Source organism: Clostridium sp. MB05, from assembly GCF_046581255.1.
In the GTDB taxonomy this organism is placed as follows: domain Bacteria; phylum Bacillota; class Clostridia; order Clostridiales; family Clostridiaceae; genus Clostridium.
On record NZ_CP174370.1, the window covers coordinates 2,373,773 to 2,396,658 of the forward strand.

The following is a 22,886-nucleotide window of genomic DNA, read 5'->3' on the forward strand; positions in this document are numbered from 1 at the left end:
TCCTAATAATATATTTTATCTTGTTATAATCTTATCTAAAATTTTCATTATCTCATCAATTTTTTCATCACCTTGACCATTTATACATGCATCTTTAACACAGTGAGACAAATGATTTTCTAATATTATTAAATTAGCCTTTTTTAATAATGATTGTGCTGCAAAAATCTGGTTAGAAATATCAATACAATACCTATCCTCTTCAATCATTTTAATAATTCCTTCAATTTGTCCCTTAGCAGTTTTTAAAGATTGTAATGATTTTTTTCTTTCATCGTTCATGTTATACCTCCCCCACCCTCTAGGGGTGTACTATAATTTAATTATAGTATTAAAAAGATATTTGTCAACATGTTTAATTTTATATAATATGCTTTAATGAATAAATCTACTGTAATTTTATAAAAGTATATTTAAAGGTAAAATTTTGTCTTTTTATGTATAAAATTTGACTTTGATTTGTTTAAACTCTTTAATATTAAAAATTAAATGGTATAATAATCTAGGCATCGATGGATGTGGGCGGGCGAGGGATGAAGAAAAGAGGTTTTTAACGAAAGGATGGACAAACTATTTAAACTTAAGGAACACAAAACAAATTTTAAAACCGAGCTCGTTGCTGGGTTAACTTCTTTTTTTGCTGCAGTATATATTATTGTAGTTAATGCTAGTATTTTAAGCGCTGGAGGAATATCACAAGAGCCCCTCATAATAGCAACAGTGCTTGCTTCATTTATTGGATGCTTATTAGTATCTTTAATGAGCAATGCGCCCCTTGTAATTATGCCTGGTATGGGAATTAATGCATTATTTACTTATACAATAGTTTTAAGTATGGGACTTTCATTTAATCAAGCATTAGCAAGTGTAGTTGTTGCAGGAGTATTATTTTTAATTGTCGCTGTTACTCCACTAGCCAAAATATTAGATACATCTATACCAAACTCTTTAAAGGAAGCAATAACTATAGGAATAGGTTTATTTATTACATTTTTAGGTTTTCAAAAAGGAGGCCTAATAATTTCTGATCCTTCTACTATGGTTAAAATAGGATCTCTTTCAGATCCTAGAGTAATATTTTTTATAGTTATGTTTTTAATAACAGTAATACTATTTGCAAAAGATATTCCTGGAGGTTTTTTAATAAGTATAGTTATAGGAACAATAGCAGCTATAGCATTAAATTTTATTGATACAACTGGATTAAGATTTACTCTTCCTAATTTTAGTGAATATAAAGGGATTTTCTTTAATATAGATTTAAGTGCCTTTTTCACTATTCCATTTTGGATTGCTACATTTTCTTTAACATTAGTATTAGTTTTTGAAAATATAGGATTACTACATGGTCAAATTAATGGATTGCTGAAATCTCCCGAAAAACAAAATAAAGCTTTAAATGCAATAGCTATTTCTACAATAGCTTGTGGTTTGTTTGGAACTAGTCCCTCAGTTTCTACAGTCGAAGGCTCTGCTGGAATTGCTGCTGGTGGAAAAACTGGATTAACATCATTTATATCAGGACTACTTCTTTTAATTTCATTATTATTTATTCCATTTATTAGCTTAATTCCTAATGAAGTAATTGCACCAATTTTAATAATCATAGGAAGCTTAATGATTAAAGGAATAGTTCATATTGATTTTAATGATATTTCAGAGGCTATACCTGCATTTTTAATTATAGTATTAATTCCATTAACTTTTAGCATAGTAGACGGTATAGCATTTGGTTTTATTTCATATACAATAATGAAATTTATAACTAAAAAGAAAGATCAACTTTCAATTACTATGTACATAATTTCATTTATATTTATAGTGTATTTTATACTTCATAGTATTTAAATAAAAGGCTAGAAAAATTTTTCTAGCCTTTATTTTTTAGACAATATAAAAAGTCTTGAAGAATTCTAGCGGTAATTCCCCAAATAACATAATCATTATATACATAGAATAAAGATTTATATTTACCTTCTTTGAATTTATATCTTTCGCCACCATTAATTAAGTGGAATGGAAAATCACTGGTTCTATCAACTAATATTTTATTAATCTCTTCACGAGGTTCTGTATTTATTAAGTACTCTAGTGGAACTAGAAATATATGGTCTACTTCATCTTTATTAATTTCAATATTTTCAAAATTTTTTATATATCCTAAGAATGGATGTATTAATAGATCATAATGTGTTATTAGTAAGTTAAGTGGAGATATTATCTCAAAATCTTCTTTATTTAACCCTAGCTCTTCACATACTTCTCTTATAGCTGCTTCCTTTTCATTTTCATTATCATCTATTTTCCCTCCGGGAAATGCTATATCTCCTGGTTGACTTCTCATGTGTTTAGCTCTTACCTCAAAAACTATATTTAATTTATTATTTATTTCTGCAAGCAAAATAACAACAGATGCCCTTTTCATCTCCTTCCAACCATTTATATAAGGTCTATATTCTTTAAAGTCTTTAATAATTTTATTTATCATAAGCATACTCCTCGTAATTTAACACATTTATACTATAAGCATTTAAAGATATTTTAATATATTATCTTTAATAATATTATATTTTTTAAATATATAATATTAAAACATTTATAACATTTGACTATTTATTACATTTATTGTATAATATTGTTATTATTGTTTTGAGGTGATTCAATGAAAATAAATAGTTGCTATGAAGCAGCGCTAAGAATGTTTGAGCTTTCTGAAGAGCTAAGTCTATTATTAGATCAAAATCAAAACTCTACTTCAGAAAAAGATAGAGAAATTATATCTAAAAAAATTGATAAAGTTGAAATGGAATTTTTAGCGCTAAAACATTCGCTTGATAAAATTCAATACGAAGAAAAGAAACTCAATATTCTTAATATATAATTATATTTAAAATTAAGCCTCCATAGTTAACTATGGAGGCTTTTATTTGTTTTAGCTTTTAATTATTTTATCAATTATTTCAACTCTTTCATCACCAAGGTAAGGATAGATTTTCAATGAAATTTTACCTTCCTTATAAACTCTATCTCCATTTGCAGAAACTATTTTTTTTACTTTACTTTCTAAATCATCATAAGTTAATAAATCTTCTAAATAATTATCAACTAAATCTTTTAAGCAAGTTGCTAACTCCTTTGGGTTTCTATATACAGCTCTCATGTTTTTCTCCTTATTACTTTTCTAAAAGTTTTATAAATCTATTATAAATACTATATTGATATTTTTCTAGTATTATTTTAAAAATATACCTTGTTTTATGCACCTTCATTTAAAAAGCTATATTGTGCTTTAAATAAATTATAATATATTCCTTTAATTTTAATTAAATCATCGTGAGAACCAACTTCTTGAATTTCACCATTTTCTATTACAATTATCCTATCACAATCTCTAATTGTAGAAAGTCTATGAGCTATAACAAAAGATGTTCTATTATCTAAAAGTTTCTCTATACCTTTTTGAACTATTATTTCAGTTTGAGTATCTATATTAGATGTAGCCTCATCTAATATTAATATCCTTGGATTTGCTAATAATGCTCTAGCAAAAGATATAAGTTGCCTTTGGCCTAATGAAAGCCTTGAACCTCTTTCATTTACTTCTGTATCATATCCATTTTCTAAAGATAATATAAATTCATGAGCATTCACAGCTTTTGCTGCCTCAATTATTTCCTCATCTGTAGCGTCTAACTTTCCATATCTAATATTTTCTTTTATTGTAGTAGAAAACAAGAAGGTATCTTGGAGCATAATTCCCATTTGACTTCTCATTGAATGTAAATTATAATCCATTACATTTTTATCATCTATTAATATTTCTCCATCATTAGGATTATAAAATCTGCTTAATAATGATACTATTGTTGTTTTACCTGCGCCAGTTTCACCTACTAGTGCTATCTTTTCCCCTTTCTTAACATTAAAAGATATATTTTTTAAAACTAAGCTATCTTCATATCCAAAAGATACATTTCTAAATTTTACTTCACCATTAATAGATCCAATATCAGGTTTATTTAAATCATCCTTTATAAATGGTTCTATATCCAAAATTTCAAAGATTCTATCTCCTGCTGATAAATTTGTTATTAATGTATTATAAAAGTTAGATAAATTCATTATAGGTCTCCAGAACATACCTATATACATTGTAAAGGCAATTAATGTTCCTACTTCTATACTACCAGTTTTTATTAACCTATAACCTACAAAAAAAACTACAATAGTTCCTGCTCCCCATGAAAGTTCTACTAATGGCCAAATAAAATCATTTATCTTTACAGCTTTTAAAAAACTTTCTAAGTGATCCCATACTAAATCTTTGAATTTTAAATCCGTAGAATTTTCTTTGGCATATGATTGAACTACTTTAATTCCAGAGATATCTTCATGTGTAAAACCATTTAATATAGATCTTTTACTTCTATATTCACTCCATCTTTTTCTTGAGTTTATTTCTATGAAAAACATTCCTAGACCTAAAATAGGAAGTAATAAAATACATGCTATTGCAAGCTTTACATCTAACATTAACATGAAAATAATTACTGATAACAAATTGATCAATTCTGGTATAACTGATTGTATGCTTTGATCAAATAAATTTTTTAAAGAATTAACATCCCCCATTACCCTAGCTAATATTTTTCCAACAGGTCTACTATCAAAAAAGGTAAATGGTAACTCTTGAATATGAGTATATAATTCCATCCTTATATTAACTAATATATTATTGGTTACATAACTAACTATTTTCCATTTTATTTTAGAAAAAATAAGAGTGAATATATTTATTATAATTAAAAATATTCCAATTATAACTAATCCTTTTATATCTTTATTTTTTATGTTATCATCTATAGCTATTTTCATTAAATAAGGATTTAAATTATTTGAAATAGTAATCAAGCCCATAAGTATTATTGAGATTATAGTTTCTCGCTTATACTTTTTTAAATATGAAAATAGCCTGAAAATAACTTCTTTTTTGCTTCTAATCATTTCATTATCTTTAGGCATTTTAAATAACCTCCAAATTATTGAAATCTTTAAATTGCTCTTGATATACTTTATAATAGTGTCCTTTTTTCTTTAAAAGCTCATTATGATTTCCCTTTTCTATTATGCAACCATCTTTCATAAATATTATTAAATCTGCATTTTTAACAGCTGATATCCTATGAGCAACTAATAAAGTTGTTTTATTTTTCTTAATATAATTAAGGTTCTTTAATAATTCATGCTCGGTATCCATATCTAATGCTGAAGTTGAGTCATCTAATATTAATATTGGAGCTTGTCTAATTATTGCTCTTGCAATTGATAGTCTTTGTTTTTGCCCTCCTGAAAGTCCAACTCCTCTTTCTCCAACCTCAGTTTTAAAATTACTTTCTAAATCTTCAATAAAATTTAAAGCACAAGCTTTTTTTGCTCCATCTCTTATTTCATCAATTGATGCACTACTATTTCCAAATGTTAAATTATTTTTAATTGTATCTGAAAATAAGAATGTATCTTGTTGTACAACTGCCATGTTATTTCTAAGCGCACCTAAGTTGATATCTTTTACATTTATTCCATCTATCCTTATTTCTCCATTAGTTGCATCATAATATCTTCCTATAAGAGATAATAAAGTAGACTTTCCTGATCCTGTAGCTCCCATAATAGCAACTGTACTTCCTGACTTTATACTTAAGTTTATATCTTTTAATACTAGGTCATCATTATATTTAAAAGATACATTTTTAAACTCAATATCACCTTTTATATTTTGAGCTTTCTCCCCTATTTCAGTATCTATTTTAGTATTCCTATCTAGTATATTGAATATTTTAAAGGCAGAAGCTTTATTTTTTGATAGTATATCCATAAGCCATCCTATCATTCTCATAGGCCAAATAAGATTCCATATATATCCTGAAAATGCAATAAGAGTTCCTAAGGATATTTCATTTATTAATACAAAATATCCTCCTAATATTATCATTACAACCAGACTTATATTAGTCAAAAACTCCACAAAAGGAAAGTTTTTAGAAATTGTTTTTGCTTGTTTCATATTAAGATCATAATAATCCTTATTTAAGGATAAAAATCTCTTTATTTCATGCTTTTCTCTACTAAATGCTTTAACTAATCTAACTCCAGCTATATTTTCTTGTGCCATTGTATTTATTTCTGCCGTTTTATCGCTAATTTCTTCGTATCCTTTATTTAACTTTTTCTCTAAATTATAAGCTATAATTCCTATAGGTGCTAATATAATTAAACAAATTAATGTTAGTTTCCAGTTTAAATAAAATAATATTATTGTACTAAATATAAAATATAATATATTTTCAACAAAAAGTCTAAGTCCAAATCCAATAGTTTGCCATATATTCTCAATATCTTCACCTATTCTGGACATTAATTCTCCTGTATTAGTATTATCAAAATAATTAAATTCAAAGCTTTGTATATGCGAAAATAATTCTGTTCTTAAATCAAAATGAACTTTTACACCTATATAATCATATAAATATTCTTTTAAATAACCTAATATTGCCTTTATCAATGTTAATATTAAAAATCCAAATAATATTGGTAAAATAATAGAATAATTCTTATTTATTATTCCATTATCAACTATTATTTTTTGCAACATAGGTGTTATTTGATCTATAGATATAATTAATATCATAGAAATTGTACCAATAGCCAATGCTTTTTTTTCTTTTAATAAATATTTTATAATTCTCTTCATAACACCCCTCCTAATTAAAATATTTATTCTTCATAAGTTTCGCTTTCAGTTATTTCATATACTTTAATAGTTCCATCACTAGTAATCCATGATATTGCTTCTTCCTGAAAATCCTTTCTTATATTAATTGGAATAATTAAATATTCTTCATTTTCTAATGATTTAGATAAAGCTTCATAATTTTCATTTCTATATTTAGTTATATATTCATGAATATTAAATTTACTTTTATTTTCTATATTAAGTTTATGAACTCTTATATCTTTTACTTCCAAGCCAGTAGTCATTATATATAATGAGTTTCCATCTCTATTAATTACTTTTGATGAAAGTCCTTTAGAATTGAGATCCTTTTCTACCTTTTTTATAAGAGACTTTATATCTACATTGCTTTCTTTAGATGTGGCTCTAAAAATAATAGTATCATCTTTATTTTCTATCCTTCTTTCATTTGAATCACTTTGTTCCTGTTTCTTAGTTTCTTCTTCATTAATATCTGTTTTACTTGTATTTGTACAAGCATAAAGAATTAAAATTGCTGATAGTAATAAAATAATAACTTTTTTCATATGTTTTCTCCTAAGTTTTATTGATAAAATTAGTATTCCAAATATTCATTATAAAAAACTTATAAAGTATATAAAAATTATAATTTAAATTACTAAAACAAATTCAAAATCTATATTTCTAAGATAAACTTTAAACTATTTTTCAAAAATCACTATATTATATATTAAATATTATTTTAAATACATAATAACTTTTTTATCTATAAAATTTAATAAACAATTGAATTTTAAAAAGAAAATTATTAAGACTTTAAATAAATATAAGAAATATTTTGATAATTATTGAAATGATAATTTTCAAAGTGAATCTTATGATAAATGAATTAATAAATTTAAAATACTAATTTTTAAGGAAATTATATATTAAAATAAAGAAAGATAAAAATAAACTTTAAATAACTGATTTTATACTTTTGTTATGACACAGATTTAGATGATTAATTACCATTATATAATTATATTAAAAAATATGAAATACTAATTTTATAAAAATATTGTTATAAATGTTATAAAATAACTATTTATACTTTTAAATAATATAAATAGAGCTATACTAAATTCATTAGCATAGCTCCATTTTCTTTTAGCCAATTCTTGCTTTCTTTGTAATTAGGACAATACTGTTTAACTAAGTCCCAGAAATCTTTTGAGTGATTCATATGTATAATATGACATAACTCGTGGATTATAATATAATCAATTACGAAATAAGGCATTAACACTAATCTCCAATTTAACCTAATTTCCTTTTTAGAGTTGCAACTCCCCCATAAACTTTTTTGATTTTTAATAATAATTTTAGATGGTTTTAACAAAATTTTATTAGAAATTTCCATTACTCTATTACCAATAATATCTGTTGCTAATTTTCTATACCAATTCATTATTTCATTTCTTATATATTCATCCTCTAAGCATAAACTATTTATTACTAAATTTTTATTATCTATATAGATATTATGAAGCTTTGATTCTTTTATAACCAAATTATAGTATTCACCTAAAAATAATATCTTATTTTCTTTTATTAGATTAGTTTTATTTATTTTTTTTAGGGTTTTTAATATCCAATTACTTTTTTCTATAATAACTTTATTAATATATTCATAGCTAATGCCTTTTGGTGAAAATACGTGTATCTCTCCTTCACCATCTATTTTTATTGAAATATTCTTCTTGTTTTTAAATATTAAATTATATTCAATTTCTAAATTATTAATATTTACTTTTCTTTTCATAAATACCTCAAAATAGTTTATGCGTTCAATTTAATCTTACTTTTTGAATTAGGTAGAAAAGTAAAAAATATTATTACAGATAAAACTAATAATATGAATCCAACTATATACATTCCACTATATCCAAATTTCCCTTGGACTAAACTATATATAGATGGATATATAAAGTTAGAGCCTCCTGTACTTAAAACAGAAAGAACTGCAAAGGAAGTTGCAACTAAACTTTCATCTAATATTTCTCTTAAATATTTAAATAAAAAGCTTAAATATAACCCATACATTATTCCATGAAGCTGATCTCCAAGGACTATAAGTACTACGCTGCCACTTGAAAACATTAGTACCTTAATTGCTGCTATTGATAATGCTATAGTAAGACATTTTTTACTATTTGCGTTACTTATATACTTAGCAACTAGCATAAATGAGAAAAACTCAATTACTACTCTAAAGCTTATTGAGGTACTATAAATTTTATTTGCTTTATCTACATCTCCAACTATATCAACTAAATATGATGAATAAGCAAAATCTAGCCCCATGTAGCTTCCCATACCTAAGAAAACTACTATTACAAGCAAAATAATATTTCTATTCTTAAATAAATCTGTTATTTTTGTATTGTTCTCAACTTCTTTAATTTCTACATTATCATTAAGTTTAAATACAATAGTAAGCATCATAGCAATAATCATAGCTAGTGCAAGCAAATGTAATATTCTATAACCAAAGGTAGTAATAATTCCTCCTGCTATAAATACTATGCATGCATATCCAATAGATCCCCATTTTCTTATATCTGAAAATTCATATCCATTTTTTATTGATAACTCCTCTATATATATTTCAAATATTCCAGCTACAGAGCCTAAAACTGAACCATATATTGGAGCAAATATTATAGACAAATCCTTATTTATAAACATTAATCCTACTATAGCTATAAATACAATGGCTAAGTAAATTAATATAAATCTATTTTTATTTTTTGCCTTTGAAAATTTATTTGATAATATAGGTTGCGCAATTAATGTAAATAACGCTCCTATAGATACTACTCGTCCAACTTCTGATAAATTCAAACCAATTTGTTGGTTTAAATAAGGAAAATAGAATGTAGTCAATATACTAAAAATACCAAAAGTCAAAAAAGTAGTGATACTATAATACTTTTTCATCTGTATTACCTCCATTTTTTTATTACCATGTGTAATTCTATCACCTGTATATAATAAAGTAAATAAAAAAGTTCACCTATGTAAGTTTCGCTTATTCCGTCACTTCGCTCCAAGTCATCGCAAAATTACATAGGTGAACTTCAAAGCTGAAGGAAGGAAATTATAAAAAGTTATTCACTGAGTAAACTTTTTATAATTTCCTAAAGAATAAAAAATAATGCTATCCTAGATTTCTAAGATAGCATTTTATTTTTATATTATTTAGTACTCCATAATCCATGTAAATTACAATATTCTCTAATTCTATCCACTTCTCCATTTATTGTAAATTTAGCCTCTGGTTTTTCATTTGGATTTAAATCTTTTCTTACAACTTCTCCATCCTTAGTTATAACTTCTATCCATTGAATGAAGTGCTCATTTATCATAGGATGTTCAACTTCTCCAACTTTTACCAAAAGTTGTCCATCTTTTTCTTCTGCTACTGGAATATGTTTTTCTACAGCTGCATCTACAGTATTTTCATTTAAAAGTGTCATTGGTTTACCACAACATACTAAAGTTCCTTTTGCTTCATTTAAAACTTCAACCATAGAGCCACATATTTCACATTTATAAACTTGTAATTTCTTAACCATAAAATCACTCCCTTTTATTTATTTACTACATTACAATTATATCTTACTATACATTGGTATTATTTACAAAGGCTCTCTATAAATTTATTGCATCTTCAGCCAATGTTCTAACATAATTATACTCATTTACTTCAAAATACTTAAAATATATGCAAATCTCTAACGTTTCTATAAAGTTAATTAATTTGTTTACTAAAATTTCTGTACTAGGGTTTAGATATAATTTATTACCGTTTAAATAATCAACAAGCATCAAATTAGATAAATAAACTGTTATACTAGTTGCATTATTTTGCTTTAATATTTCATCGATTCCATAAAATATAGCATAAATTTGAGCTTCACAGCAAGTTCCAATCCCTATGTTTCTTGAAAATGATATTTCTTTCCCTTCATCACTTAAAATTACTCCACCAATACCAATATCACTTTGAAAGTTTCTTGAATTTTTACATCTCCCATTTACATAAAGTCTATACTTCATATATCCTCCACTTATAAACTTCTATACTATAAAAATATTCATCCTATAATGTTAATATTCTTTATTAAATATACATAATATAAAACTTTAACAAGCTAAATTTTTAGTTTATTTGATTTTTTTCTCCTTCTTTCTTATACTTAAAATTAAATTAATAAATATTTATGGAGGATTTTTATGGAAAATATATTGAATGTTAATGACACAATAGGGTTAATTTCTTGTTCAAATGGACTAGATAAGAATATGAAAGTTAATATAGAAAATTTAATTAATATTTTATCTTCCATTGGAATAAATGTTATATGTTCCAATGTACTATATAAAAATGATAAGAGTATTTCTTATGATGCTGAGATTAGAGCAAAAGAGCTTATGAACTTTTATCTAAATAAAGATATAAAAGCTATTTTTGATTTATCTGGAGGAGACTTGTGTAATGAAATTTTAGATTACTTAGACTACGATAATATATCTGAAGCTAACAAACCTTTTTTTGGGTATAGTGACTTAACAGTGATTTTAAATGCACTATATAAAAAGTCTAAAACTATAAATTACAACTACCAACTTAGAAATCTTATAAGAGAAGATAGCATAAACCAAATTTCTAATTTTAAAAATAGTATCATAGATGGAGAAAACAATTTATATGACTTTAATTATAAATGGATTCAAGGCAATTCTATGAATGGAGTAGTTATTGGTGGTAATATCAGATGTTTCTTAAAATTAGCTGGAACAGAATATATGCCAGATTTTAATAATAAGATACTTTTTCTTGAAGCTCTAAGTGGAGATATTAATAAAATTTCTACATTTATAACGCAATATCAACAAATTGGTGCATTTAATAACCTTAATGGTATTTTATTAGGTAGCTTTACAGAATTAGAAAAATCTCAAAACTCTATTAGAGTTGAGGATATTATAATTAAAAAACTTAAAGATACTAATATTCCAATAGCTAAAACCAGTGAGATTGGTCATGGAGCAAATTCAAAATGTTTACCTATTGGCAGATATATAAATTTAGATTAATAAACTACTCTTAGTTAGATTCCTTGCAATAATATTCCTTAAAGTATATAATTTTAACAGGGATAAACTATATGGTTTATTGTAAGTATTACCAGTGAGGTGAGTAAATATGTTAAAAGAAGAATTAAAAAAGAACGAAATAGCTGCAATGAAAGCTAGAGATAAGCAAACAGTTAATGTTTTAAGATTAGTAAATTCAGAAATTAAAGCTTTTGAAGTTAATGAAAGAAAAGATATTTCTGATGAAGATGTTATAAGAATCATAGAAAAACAAATTAAACAACTTAAAGAAGCTCTTCAATATGCTATTCAATTAAATGACAATGATAAAATTGCTGAAGGAAATTTCGCAATTAATTTATTAACACCATATCTTCCAGCACAATTAAGTGAAGAAGAAGTTGAGTCTATGCTTAAAGATATAATTACAAATGGCAACTATGGAGTTTCAGATATGGGAAAAATAATGAAAGAAATTATGCCAAAAGTTAATGGAAAGTTCGATAGATCAAAAATAAATCCTATGGTAAAGAAAATATTAGGCTAAATAAAACCCCTCTCAACTAATGGGAGGGGTTATTTTACCTTCTTTTCATCTACTGTATGAACCAATGTACTTGGGAATTCATTTTTTAGTGTTTTAATAAGTTTTATTGGATCACAAATTGAGTTCTGTCCTATCATAATCCCCTCTAAAACTATTGGTAAGTTTACACCAGATAAAACAGTGAATCTATTATAATCATATATAGAATTCATTAAAGCCATCTTAAATGGACTTCCTGCAAACAAATCACAAAACACTATTATATCCTCATATACTTCTAAATCATTTAATGCTACTTTAATTTTATTATCTAATTCATACAAAGTATCACCATCAAGGAAATCAACTGCTTTAACATTTGAATAAGTTTTATCAAAAAGCTTACAAGCACTATATAGCCCTGTTGCAAATTTTCCATGACCAACAATAATAAAACCTATCAATTATTAATCACCAACCCTCTTAATTATAATATATAATACTATTCTATGTTTATATATATAATATAATTAAAATAATTTAACTTTTTGCAAATTATTTTCTCTCAAGCTTGTCTAATCTTTTATTATAACTAAAAATATAGTAAGAGGCTAAAAAAATTATGAAATAACCAATAAAGCTTAAATAATCTGGTAATGTTCCAAAAACAAAAAAGCTTATTATAGCTGAGAATATTATATTTGAATAATCAAATATTGATATCTCCCTTGCTGGAGCATATTTATATGCAATAGTTATTCCAAATTGTCCTATACTTGCAAAAACCCCTGCCATTATTAAATAAGCTAGTTGCTCTATAGTCATAGGAGTATATACAGCCATCATAAATGGAAGAATTACTATTGATGAAAATAATGAAAAATAGAATACTACTGTATAATGTTTTTCCTTTCCCCCTAAAACTCTAAGACAAGTATATGCACCAGCTGCAAAAATTGCTCCTAAAAATCCCATAATTGATGGAATCATATCTAAATTGAAGCTTGGCTTTATTATAAAAAGAGCTCCTATAAAAGCTATAATTATAGCCAAAATTTGCTTTAAGTTAATTTTTTCTTTTAAAAATAAAGCTGAAAATATTATTATAAAAAAAGGACTTAACTTATTCAACATATTTGCATCTGATAAAACAAGCTTATCTATTGAATAAAAGTTTAAAACTATACCGATGGTTCCTAATACAGATCTTAATATTAATAACTTTTGACTTTCTTTCTTTCCAAAAAAACTTTCTTTATTTTTTATAATAAACACTAATGCTATAACACAGGATACTATATTTCTAAAGAAAGTCTTCTGAAAGGATGGTAAATCTCCTGATAGCTTTACAAAGGCAGACATTGCTGCAAATCCAAAGGCTGAGAATATTAAAAATATTATCCCCTTATTCCTGTTACTTAAGTTATTCACTATTATCACTCCTTTATTAATACATTATATACTATTTTAATTATAAAAATTTAACACCCTAGAGTTATATTACCCTAAGGTGTTAAGCATTCTATTCTTCTATTTGTTTTATAAACTCTTCTTCTGTTTCAGCTTCGATATATTTTCCATTTGCATAAGCAATGATTAACCCATCTCTACCTCCACATTCTCCAATACAACTTACTTCTATATTATCTTTTCCAAACTTTTCTTCTAACTTTTCTATTTCTATTCCTGAACATGTTGGACAAACTGATATCATAACTTTTCTCCTTTATATTTAAATTTCTTATAATGTAATTATACAAATAATGATTATTATTTACAACTTCTAATTATTTAAATAAGATTTATTTAGCTTTTAAAATCTTTAAATTTCTAAATAATATATGAATTTTTATGGTTTTATAAAATTAAATTTTCATCAATCGTTTTTAATAAGAACTTATATGAATCTTATATGTATTGTATCCTGTAGACTATTAGTATATACATCTAATCCGAAATCATTTTCCTAGTCCCAATACACAATAAATTTTTTAAAAGTATAGATTTTTTTAAAAGAAAAACCTAAGTACAATCAATACTTCTTCTATGTAAAACATATTTATAATTCATATAAATATAAAAATAGTCTATATGCTTTTGATACATATAGACTATTTTTTATATTATTTATTATTTACTAATTTAAAAGTATCTCTTGCAATCATTAATTCTTCATTTGTAGGAATTTCATAAACTTTAACTTTTGATTCCTCATTTGAAATTTCTTGAATTTCACCTCTAATTGAATTTTTTTCATCATTTATAGTAAATCCTAGGAATTCTAATCCTCTTAAACATTCTTTTCTTGTTAATGATGAATTTTCACCTATACCAGCTGTAAATACTATAACATCAACCCCACCCATTATTCCAGCGTAAGAAGCAATTTGTGCTCTCACTTTATAATGGAATATATCTAAAGCAAGTTTTGCTCTTTCATTACCATTTTCAGCTGCTGAGATAACATCTCTAAAATCTGAAGATACTCCTGATATTCCTAAGACACCTGACTTTTTATTTAATAAGTCACCTATCTCCTTAATATTATATCCTTGATTTTCAACAAGAAAACTGATTACAGATGGATCTATGTTTCCTGATCTAGTTCCCATCATAACTCCAGCTAAAGGTGTGAATCCCATAGATGTATCTATTGATTTTCCTCCCTTTACAGCTGCTAAAGAACAACCATTTCCTAAATGACATGTTATTATTTTTAAATCCTCTATGTCTTTCCCCATAACCTCTGCAACTTTTTCAGAAACGTATTTATGGGATGTACCATGGAAACCATATTTTCTTATTCCGTATTTTTCATAAAGTTCATATGGTAATGGACAAATATATGCTTCCTTTGGCATAGTTTGATGGAAAGCCGTATCAAATACTGCTACCATAGGAGTATTTGGCATAAGCTCTCTACAAGCTTCAATCCCAACTATATTTGGTGGATTATGAAGTGGTGCAAGAGATATGCAATCTCTAATTGACTCTAAAACTTTATCATCTATAACTACAGATTCCGAATATTTTTCTCCACCATGAACAACTCTATGTCCAACAGAAGATATTTCATCCATAGATTTAATAACACCATGTTCTTTATTTACTAAGGCTTCTAAAACTAATTTAATAGCTGCTTTATGATTTGGCATTGATTCTTTAATTATGTATTTATCTTTTCCTTCTACTTTTTGAGTTAATATAGAGCCATCAATTCCAATTCTCTCTACAAGTCCTTGAACTAATGATTCTTCTGTACTCATATCAATTAATTGATACTTCAACGATGAACTTCCACAATTGATTACTAAAGTTTTCATAAATAATCTCCCTCACATTCATTTGTTTCATTATATTCATTTGTCTCATTATTTATATAATACACTAAAAATCTATATATTCAAATTCATTGATTATCCTTTTTTCTATAAAAATTTATAATAAAACTAAACAAGGTTATGTATTTAGCACTTTTCTCTATTTTACTGAAATTTTTATCCCTCTTATTTTTAAATTTAATCGTTTTAATTTATTATATATTTGAACTTGAAAATTTTCTTATAATTCTTGGCTTGTATTTTTTAGATACATTTGAAATTAATCTTATATGTTCATAAGTAGTACCACAGCAACCACCTACAATATTCAAGTAGCACTCCTTTAGCATTTCTTCAATATATTTTAATGTTATCTCTGGAGATTCCTCATAAAGTCCTAATTTGTCTGGTAATCCTGCATTTGGATATACAGATACAAAGAAATCTTGTATTTCTGATAATTCCTTTATAAATGGATTTAAATTTTTTGATCCAAATGAACAATTTAATCCCACTGAAATTACATTTTCATCTTTTATAGACTTAGCAAAGTCTGAAAATTTTTCTCCAGAGAAGAGTTTTCCAGATTCATTTGATATTGTTCCTGATATCATTATAGGAAGATCTCTATTTTTAAATCTAAAAACTTCATTGGAGGCCATAATAGCAGCTTTAGCATTTAATGAGGAAAAAATAGTTTCTATTAAAATTAAATCTACTCCTCCATCCATTAAAGCAGCTATTTGTTCTTTATAAGCATCTTTCAATTCATTAAAAGAAATATTACCACACTTAGAATTTTCAATATCTAAAGATAAAGAAACCATCTTATTTGTTGGTCCTACTGCACCTGCAACATATCTTTTCTTACCGTCCTTTTTTAGGTAATCAGCACAAGCTTTTTTTGCTAGTTTAGCACTCTTATAATTCAAATCATAAACTAAGTGTTGAAGACCAAAGTCCTTTTGTGATATTTTATTGGAATTTAGTGTATTAGTTTCAATTATATCTGCACCAACATCTAAAAATTTTCTATGTATTGAATCAATAATCTTAGGATTAGTTATACTTAATAAATCATTATTACCCTTTTGATTAAATTTAAAGTTCTTTAAAAGTTCTCCTCTATAATCTTCTTCTTTTAACATAAATTTTTGAATATTAGTTCCCATTGCCCCATCAATAACTAATATTCTTTTTTCTAAATCCTTAACTATTTCAAAATTCAGATTCATTATATACTCCCCTTTTACTCTGCTATTTTTCTTACTTAAAATAAAGTTTAAGCTATTATATATGTTCTAATTAATATTCTACATTATCTATGTTTAAATTAAAATCAATAGTTAAAAGTCAAAATGCAAGTTTAATAGCGAATTATAATCATATATATTTTTAAATTTTACATATCTAGGTTCTTTAAAATCATATTATAAATATATAACTTACAAAAATTGAAATACTATATTAAATGTAGAAACTTTAATAGAACCTATATATATTTTTTATAATTTATTGTAAATATTTTTCAATAAATTATTATGTTTAAGGAATAATATTTATCTTATCTACAAAAACTAAAATAAAATTTTTTATTAAGGAGAAAATATATGGACAAAAATTTACAACGTAAAGAAATTGAAAAAATCTATGGTAAAATAAGTCCATTTGAGTTTAAAAATAAATTAATAGAGTTAGCTAAGGGGGAAAATAAAAAAACAACTCGTGCACTTTTAGATGCTGGTAGGGGGAATCCAAATTGGACCGCTTCTACTCCTAGAGAGTCATTTTTTACCTTTGGACTTTTTGCCGTTGAAGAAACAAAAAGAGATTTTAGACATAATGATTTAGCAGGAATACCTAAAAAACAGGGAATTTATGATAGATTCAATAAATTCGCAATTAAAAATAAAAGCTTACCTGGAATTGAATTACTACAAAGTATAATTGAATATGGTATAAAAGAAAAAAAATTTGATGCTGATAATTATTTATATGAATTAACAGATGCCATTATTGGAGATAACTACCCATTTCCAGATAGAATGCTATTTCATATAGAACAAATAGTCCATGACTACTTAGTTCAAGAAATGTGCTACAATAAACCTCCAGCTGGTAGATTTAATATCTTTGCGGTAGAGGGTGCTACTGCTGCAATGTGCTATATATTTGACACTTTAAATTCAAATATGCTATTAAATCCTAAAGATAAAATAGCTATAATGGTGCCTATTTTTACTCCATATTTAGAAATACCTCATTTACCTAGATATGATTTAGAAATAATTCCAATAAAAGCCTCTGAGATAACAGCTAATGGAACACATACCTGGCAATATCCTTTATCAGAGCTTGAAAAACTTAAAGATACTTCTATAAAAGCATTATTTATAGTTAATCCAAGTAATCCACCTTCTGTTTCTTTAAGTAATGAATGTAGAAAAAATTTAGTTTCTATTGTAACAGAATATAATAAGGATTTAATGATAATATCTGATGATGTTTATGGAACCTTTCTTCCTCAATTTAGGTCACTAATGGCAGATTTACCTTATAATACTATAGGGGTCTATTCATTTTCTAAATATTTTGGAGTTACTGGGTGGAGGTTAGGTACAATAGCAATTCATGAAGAAAATGTATTTGATAAACTTCTTAATAATCTATCTAAAGATAACAAGGAGATCTTAAATAGAAGATATAGTGCCATGCAATTAAATCCAGAAAATATTCTTTTTATAGATAGAATTGTTGCTGATAGTAGGCAAGTTGCTTTAAATCATACAGCTGGACTTTCTACACCTCAACAAGTTCAAATGGCATTTTTTTGTGCTTTTTCCTTGTTGGATGATAAAAATAAATATAAAAATCAAACTATAGAAATTTGTCATAGGCGTCAAAAATTATTATTTGATGGCCTTGGTTTAGATTTAAGAAAAGACATCTATGATGCATCATACTACACAGAATTTGATTTATTAGAATGGGCAAATTCTAATTACGGTAAAAAATTTGCAAAATATCTTGAAGATAATTATAAGCCTGTTGAAGTACTCTATAGATTAGCACAAGAGTCATCAATAGTACTATTAAGCGGAGCTGGATTTGACGGACCAGAATGGTCTATAAGAATTTCATTAGCAAATTTAAGAGATGAAGACTATTCTATTATAGGCAAAACAATTCGTAAGATACTTGATGAATTTGTATTTAAATGGGAATCAATTACTATCTAAAAAAGATTAAATAAATAAAATAACCTAAATAAAACATATCTATAATAAATTATCTTTATATAATTTATTATGAAAAGGGACTATTTAAAATAGCCCCTTTTCACTCTATAACATATAAATTATTTCTTTTTTAGATTTACAATTTAATATACCTTCTCTAAATTCCGTATGCATTAACTTTCTTGAGAGATTTGCTAAAGCCCTTAAATGTAAATCACTTTGTTCTTCATTAACTGCAATCATAAAAATCATTTTTATATCTTGTCCATCTATTGAACCATAATCTATCCCATTTTTAGCTAATCCAATTGCTATTCTTGGTTCTTTTACTGCTTTTGATTTTGCGTGAGGAATAGCTATTTCAAAACCAATGCCTGTATTACTTAATTCTTCCCTTGCCAATATATCTTCTTTAAACTTATTCTTATCAGTAACTACTTTATCATCTTCTAATAGTTCAATCATTTCATCTAAAACTGAATTTTTATCTGTAGAAACAAGTTCTAGTTTTATTGTACTTTCTTTAATTAAATCTTTTAATTCCATAGTAAAAATCTCCTTTAAAGCTTTTTATTTATGATAATTTTTTATTTAAGTTTGTTTTATATAATCCATATAATATAGCTCCAACTAATGAACCAATTAAAATACATCCTACCCAAACAAATGGTTTTTCTACTATTGGAAGTATTAAGAATCCACCATGTGGTGCAGGAACCTGAACTTTCATTAAATAAGTTAATATAGCTGATACAGATGATCCTGCCATTAATATAGGAATAACTCTCAATGGATCCTTAGCTGCAAAAGGTATTGCTCCTTCTGTTATATGTGTGAACCCTAAGATATAGTTAACTAAACCTGCTGCTCTATCTTCTTCATTAAATTGTTTTTTAAATATTGTTGTCGCTAATGCTATTACTAATGGAGGAGTTATACACGCTGCTGAAACACCAGCCATAAAGTAATAATTTCCTTGTGCTAAAAGCATTGTTCCAGTAATATATGCTGCTTTATTTACAGGTCCACCAAAATCAAACGCTGCCATACAACCAATAACTAGTCCTAAGAGTATTGGATTTGCAGATTCTAATGATGCAAGCCAACTCATAACTGAGTTATTTAAATATGCTACTGGTTCACCAAGTAAAGTCATTAAAATACCTGTTGCAAGTATTCCAAGTATAGGTAATAAAAAAATTGATTTTAAACCTTCGAATTGTCTTGGAAGTCCCTTTAACAATTTAATTAATCCAAGCATTAAGTATCCTGCAAAGAAACCAGCAATTATTCCCCCTAAGAATCCAGCTCCTGTTGAAGCTGCTATCAATCCACCTACAAAACCTGCAACCATACCTGGCCTACCTGCTATTGATGATGCTATAAAGGCAGTAAATATTGGAACTATCATGGAAAATGCTGTTCCACCTATTCCTTTAAGCATTGCTGCAATTTTATTATATTGATCTGAAGCTGGATCTGCTGAATATATTCCCCATAAAAAAGATATTGCAATTAATACTCCACCAGCAACAACAAATGGTAACATATGAGAAACGCCATTCATTAAGTGCTTATATATACTTCTACCAAATGATTCTTTCCCTATAACTTCATCTTTCTTTTCTATTTTTTGATTACTATTTTTATTTTCATCTATCATTGACTTTTTTATAGGAGCCTTTCGATCTAATATAGCCTGAATAAGCTCTTTTGGTTTACGTATTCCATCTTGCACTGAAGTTTCTATAATTGGTTTCCCTACAAATCTATCAACTCTAGCATCTTTATCTGAAGCTATTATTACACCATCAGCTTCTTTTATATCTTTTTTGGTTAACTCATTTTCAACACCAATGGCACCATTAGTTTCAACTTTAATTTCAACACCCATTTCCCTAGCTGCTTTTTTTAATGATTCCTCTGCCATAAAAGTATGAGCAATACCAGTTGGACATCCTGTAACAGCAATAATTTTTTTCATTTAAATTACCTCCCTAACCTCTAATAAATTTATATATTCATTAACTTTGCTAAAAGTTCCAAGTCCACTTGATTCAGCAACATTTGCTCCAGTTGCTGAAGATTTCTTTAATGCATATTCGATGTTATTACCTTTTAGCCACTCACTTAGAAATGCTGCTAATGATGAGTCACCTGCACAAGCAGAGCTTAAAAGTTTTATTTTAGGTGCTGTACAATAATATGCTTTCTCACCATTATAAAAATACATTCCCTTTTCTCCTAAAGTTAAAAGAATATTTTGAGCTCCTTCATTTTTTAAATACTTTAATACATCTAAAGCATCTTTTTCATTATTTATATCTAATCCAAATATATCTTTAACTTCCTCATCATTTGGCTTAATTAATAAAGGATTATATTTTAGTAAATCTTTTAATTTTTTTGAACTTATATCTAAAATCACATCAATTTTTCTCTTACTACATATCTGTAACAACTCATCATAATAATCTTCATTTATACTCAAAGGTAAGCTTCCGCTTATAATCAAATAACTACAATCCTCAGATTTTTCTAAATAGCTTAATAGATTCTCTTGAATCTCTCTTGGTACAAAAGGCCCTTTATTAACATATTTAAATTCTTTACTATCTACTGTATCTATAAAAACATTGATTCTAGTTGCTTCATCAATCCAAAATGATCCTACTTGTATATCTAATTTCTCAAGTTCATCTACTATGAACTTACCTGTAAATCCCCCAAAGAATCCTAAAGCTTTACTTTCTACTCCATAATGATTTAACACAAGAGATACATTTACTCCTTTACCATTTGGAGAGTAATTTAAGTTAGTTGTTCTATTAACCTTAAATGGTTCGTAACTTTCTGCTGTAAAATTCATATCTATTGCTGGATTAGTTGTTAGTGTATATATCATTAAACTCTCCCCCTTTCCTATTAAGCTCGTCCATTACTTCCACAAACCATTATCTTATGAGCAACTATTTTTTTCATAGCTTCTTTACCAGGAGCCATATACTTTCTTGGATCATTAGCCTCTGGATTTTCAATAAAGTATTTCTTTACTGCATCAGAAAATGGTATTTTTAAATCTGTTGCTACATTAACTTTGCATATTCCTAGTGAAATAGCCTTCTTAACTAACTCATCTGGTACATCTGATGCTCCATGTAAAACTAGTGGTACATCTACCATATCTCTTATTTCCTTCAATCTATCAAAGTCAATCTTTGCTTTTCCACTATATAGACCATGAGTTGTTCCAATAGCTACTGCTAATGAATCTATTCCTGTTCTTTCTACAAATTCTTTTGCTTGTTTTGGATTAGTGTACATAGCATCTTTTTCATTTACTACTAAGTCATCTTCTTGTCCACCTAGTCTTCCAAGTTCAGCTTCTACTGTTGCGTCAAATTTATGTGCATATTCAACTACCTCTTTTACTATTTTTACATTGTTTTTAAAATCTGAATGTGATGCATCTATCATTGTTGATTTAAAGCCTAAGTCTACGAAATGCTTAATTTCCTCAACTACTTCATAATGATCTAAATGTATTGCTATTGGAATGTTATTCTTTTTAGCTGCAACTTCTGCCATAGCTACTATATACTCTCCACCTGCATAAGCTATTGTTGATGGTGTACCTGCTAAAATTACTGGTGATTTTAATTCAGCTGCTGTATCTACCACTACTTGTAATGTTTCTAAGTTATGAATATTAAATGCTGGTACAGCATATCCTTCTCTTTGAGCTTTCTTTAACATTTCTCTTGTTGATATTATACTTCTCATAATGTACCTCCAATTTTCTTTTCTATGATTTAATTTTATCACTTATATTAAGAAAATGTTTTCACAAAAATCAAAGTTATTTTTCAAGCTACTCTGTAAGTTTGGCTATTTTACTTGAT

Annotated in this window: 24 protein-coding genes; 5 read left to right on the plus strand and 19 right to left on the minus strand. The window is 26.4% G+C overall.

The annotated features are described in order from the left end of the window. Positions 1–15: 15 nt before the first annotated feature. Positions 16–282 (minus strand): metal-sensing transcriptional repressor, encoded by a 267-nt coding sequence (locus ACH36K_RS11020; protein ID WP_411167679.1) that lies wholly within the window; start codon positions 280–282, stop codon positions 16–18. 279 nt (positions 283–561) lie between these two features. Here ACH36K_RS11020 and ACH36K_RS11025 point away from each other — a divergent pair, with 279 nt between their 5' ends. Further along, positions 562–1,848: an NCS2 family permease gene (locus ACH36K_RS11025; protein ID WP_411167680.1), complete on the plus strand. Its 1,287-nt coding sequence runs from the start codon at positions 562–564 to the stop codon at positions 1,846–1,848. A 22-nt stretch (positions 1,849–1,870) separates the two neighbouring features. On the opposite strand, the gene ACH36K_RS11030 is transcribed toward ACH36K_RS11025, so the two are convergent. Beyond that, positions 1,871–2,488, minus strand: coding sequence for an NUDIX hydrolase (locus ACH36K_RS11030; protein ID WP_411167681.1), 618 nt, complete (start codon positions 2,486–2,488; stop codon positions 1,871–1,873). A gap of 174 nt (positions 2,489–2,662) precedes the next feature. Between ACH36K_RS11030 and ACH36K_RS11035 the strand changes: the two genes are divergently transcribed. After that, complete coding sequence (locus ACH36K_RS11035; RefSeq protein ID WP_322382215.1) at positions 2,663–2,881, plus strand: hypothetical protein; 219 nt, start codon at positions 2,663–2,665, stop codon at positions 2,879–2,881. 51 nt (positions 2,882–2,932) lie between these two features. Here the strand turns inward: ACH36K_RS11035 and ACH36K_RS11040 are convergent, their stop codons facing one another. The 8 genes from ACH36K_RS11040 to ACH36K_RS11075 form a co-directional block, all read right to left on the minus strand. Continuing rightward, the gene (locus ACH36K_RS11040) at positions 2,933–3,160 is read right to left on the minus strand and encodes a TIGR04540 family protein (protein WP_411167682.1); all 228 of its coding nucleotides are present in this window, start codon (positions 3,158–3,160) and stop codon (positions 2,933–2,935) included. 95 nt (positions 3,161–3,255) lie between these two features. Continuing rightward, complete coding sequence (locus ACH36K_RS11045; RefSeq protein WP_411167683.1) at positions 3,256–5,022, minus strand: ABC transporter ATP-binding protein; 1,767 nt, start codon at positions 5,020–5,022, stop codon at positions 3,256–3,258. Position 5,023: 1 nt separating this feature from the next. Beyond that, a complete protein-coding gene (locus ACH36K_RS11050; RefSeq protein WP_411167684.1) occupies positions 5,024–6,751 on the minus strand; it encodes an ABC transporter ATP-binding protein in 1,728 nt (575 codons plus the stop codon). Between the two features lie 23 nt (positions 6,752–6,774). Continuing rightward, the gene (locus ACH36K_RS11055; RefSeq protein WP_411167685.1) at positions 6,775–7,320 is read right to left on the minus strand and encodes a hypothetical protein; all 546 of its coding nucleotides are present in this window, start codon (positions 7,318–7,320) and stop codon (positions 6,775–6,777) included. A gap of 548 nt (positions 7,321–7,868) precedes the next feature. Then, complete coding sequence (locus ACH36K_RS11060) at positions 7,869–8,558, minus strand: M48 family metallopeptidase (protein WP_411167686.1); 690 nt, start codon at positions 8,556–8,558, stop codon at positions 7,869–7,871. 17 nt (positions 8,559–8,575) lie between these two features. After that, the gene (locus tag ACH36K_RS11065; protein ID WP_411167687.1) at positions 8,576–9,736 is read right to left on the minus strand and encodes an MFS transporter; all 1,161 of its coding nucleotides are present in this window, start codon (positions 9,734–9,736) and stop codon (positions 8,576–8,578) included. Positions 9,737–9,993: 257 nt separating this feature from the next. Next, positions 9,994–10,374: a desulfoferrodoxin gene (locus ACH36K_RS11070; RefSeq protein ID WP_411167688.1), complete on the minus strand. Its 381-nt coding sequence runs from the start codon at positions 10,372–10,374 to the stop codon at positions 9,994–9,996. 76 nt (positions 10,375–10,450) lie between these two features. Continuing rightward, positions 10,451–10,858, minus strand: coding sequence for a hypothetical protein (locus ACH36K_RS11075; RefSeq protein ID WP_411167689.1), 408 nt, complete (start codon positions 10,856–10,858; stop codon positions 10,451–10,453). Positions 10,859–11,035: 177 nt separating this feature from the next. On the opposite strand from ACH36K_RS11075, the gene ACH36K_RS11080 reads away from it, so the two are divergent. Both ACH36K_RS11080 and ACH36K_RS11085 read left to right on the plus strand, forming a co-directional pair. Next, a complete protein-coding gene (locus ACH36K_RS11080) occupies positions 11,036–11,899 on the plus strand; it encodes a S66 peptidase family protein (RefSeq protein ID WP_411167690.1) in 864 nt (287 codons plus the stop codon). 109 nt (positions 11,900–12,008) lie between these two features. Next, positions 12,009–12,446, plus strand: coding sequence for a GatB/YqeY domain-containing protein (locus ACH36K_RS11085; RefSeq protein WP_411167691.1), 438 nt, complete (start codon positions 12,009–12,011; stop codon positions 12,444–12,446). 29 nt (positions 12,447–12,475) lie between these two features. Here ACH36K_RS11085 and ACH36K_RS11090 read toward each other — a convergent pair whose 3' ends face one another. From ACH36K_RS11090 to ACH36K_RS11110, 5 genes are all read right to left on the minus strand, one after another. Next, the gene (locus ACH36K_RS11090) at positions 12,476–12,889 is read right to left on the minus strand and encodes a PTS fructose transporter subunit IIA (RefSeq protein ID WP_411167692.1); all 414 of its coding nucleotides are present in this window, start codon (positions 12,887–12,889) and stop codon (positions 12,476–12,478) included. 91 nt (positions 12,890–12,980) lie between these two features. Further along, on the minus strand, positions 12,981–13,862 hold the full coding sequence (locus ACH36K_RS11095; RefSeq protein ID WP_411170691.1) for a DMT family transporter: 882 nt from the start codon (positions 13,860–13,862) through the stop codon (positions 12,981–12,983). Positions 13,863–13,947: 85 nt separating this feature from the next. After that, positions 13,948–14,139 carry a DUF1450 domain-containing protein gene (locus tag ACH36K_RS11100; protein WP_411167693.1) on the minus strand — a complete coding sequence of 64 codons (192 nt, stop codon included), beginning with the start codon at positions 14,137–14,139 and terminating at the stop codon, positions 13,948–13,950. Positions 14,140–14,548: 409 nt separating this feature from the next. Beyond that, positions 14,549–15,748, minus strand: a complete 1,200-nt coding sequence (locus ACH36K_RS11105; RefSeq protein WP_411167694.1) for an acetate/propionate family kinase — start codon at positions 15,746–15,748, stop codon at positions 14,549–14,551. 212 nt (positions 15,749–15,960) lie between these two features. Continuing rightward, on the minus strand, positions 15,961–16,980 hold the full coding sequence (locus tag ACH36K_RS11110) for a homocysteine S-methyltransferase family protein (RefSeq protein WP_411167695.1): 1,020 nt from the start codon (positions 16,978–16,980) through the stop codon (positions 15,961–15,963). Positions 16,981–17,355: 375 nt separating this feature from the next. Here ACH36K_RS11110 and aspD point away from each other — a divergent pair, with 375 nt between their 5' ends. Beyond that, positions 17,356–18,984, plus strand: a complete 1,629-nt coding sequence (aspD, locus tag ACH36K_RS11115) for an aspartate 4-decarboxylase (protein ID WP_411167696.1) — start codon at positions 17,356–17,358, stop codon at positions 18,982–18,984. A 105-nt stretch (positions 18,985–19,089) separates the two neighbouring features. Here aspD and ACH36K_RS11120 read toward each other — a convergent pair whose 3' ends face one another. Genes ACH36K_RS11120 through ACH36K_RS11135 form a run of 4 tightly spaced genes read right to left on the minus strand, consistent with a single transcriptional unit; the run spans position 19,090 to position 22,767 of the window. Further along, on the minus strand, positions 19,090–19,530 hold the full coding sequence (locus ACH36K_RS11120) for a PTS sugar transporter subunit IIA (RefSeq protein ID WP_411167697.1): 441 nt from the start codon (positions 19,528–19,530) through the stop codon (positions 19,090–19,092). 28 nt (positions 19,531–19,558) lie between these two features. Next, the gene (locus ACH36K_RS11125; protein ID WP_411167698.1) at positions 19,559–20,968 is read right to left on the minus strand and encodes a PTS fructose transporter subunit IIC; all 1,410 of its coding nucleotides are present in this window, start codon (positions 20,966–20,968) and stop codon (positions 19,559–19,561) included. Continuing rightward, a complete protein-coding gene (gene pfkB, locus ACH36K_RS11130; RefSeq protein WP_411167699.1) occupies positions 20,969–21,889 on the minus strand; it encodes a 1-phosphofructokinase in 921 nt (306 codons plus the stop codon). Positions 21,890–21,909: 20 nt separating this feature from the next. Further along, positions 21,910–22,767, minus strand: a complete 858-nt coding sequence (locus ACH36K_RS11135) for a tagatose bisphosphate family class II aldolase (RefSeq protein ID WP_411167700.1) — start codon at positions 22,765–22,767, stop codon at positions 21,910–21,912. Positions 22,768–22,886 lie beyond the last annotated feature (119 nt).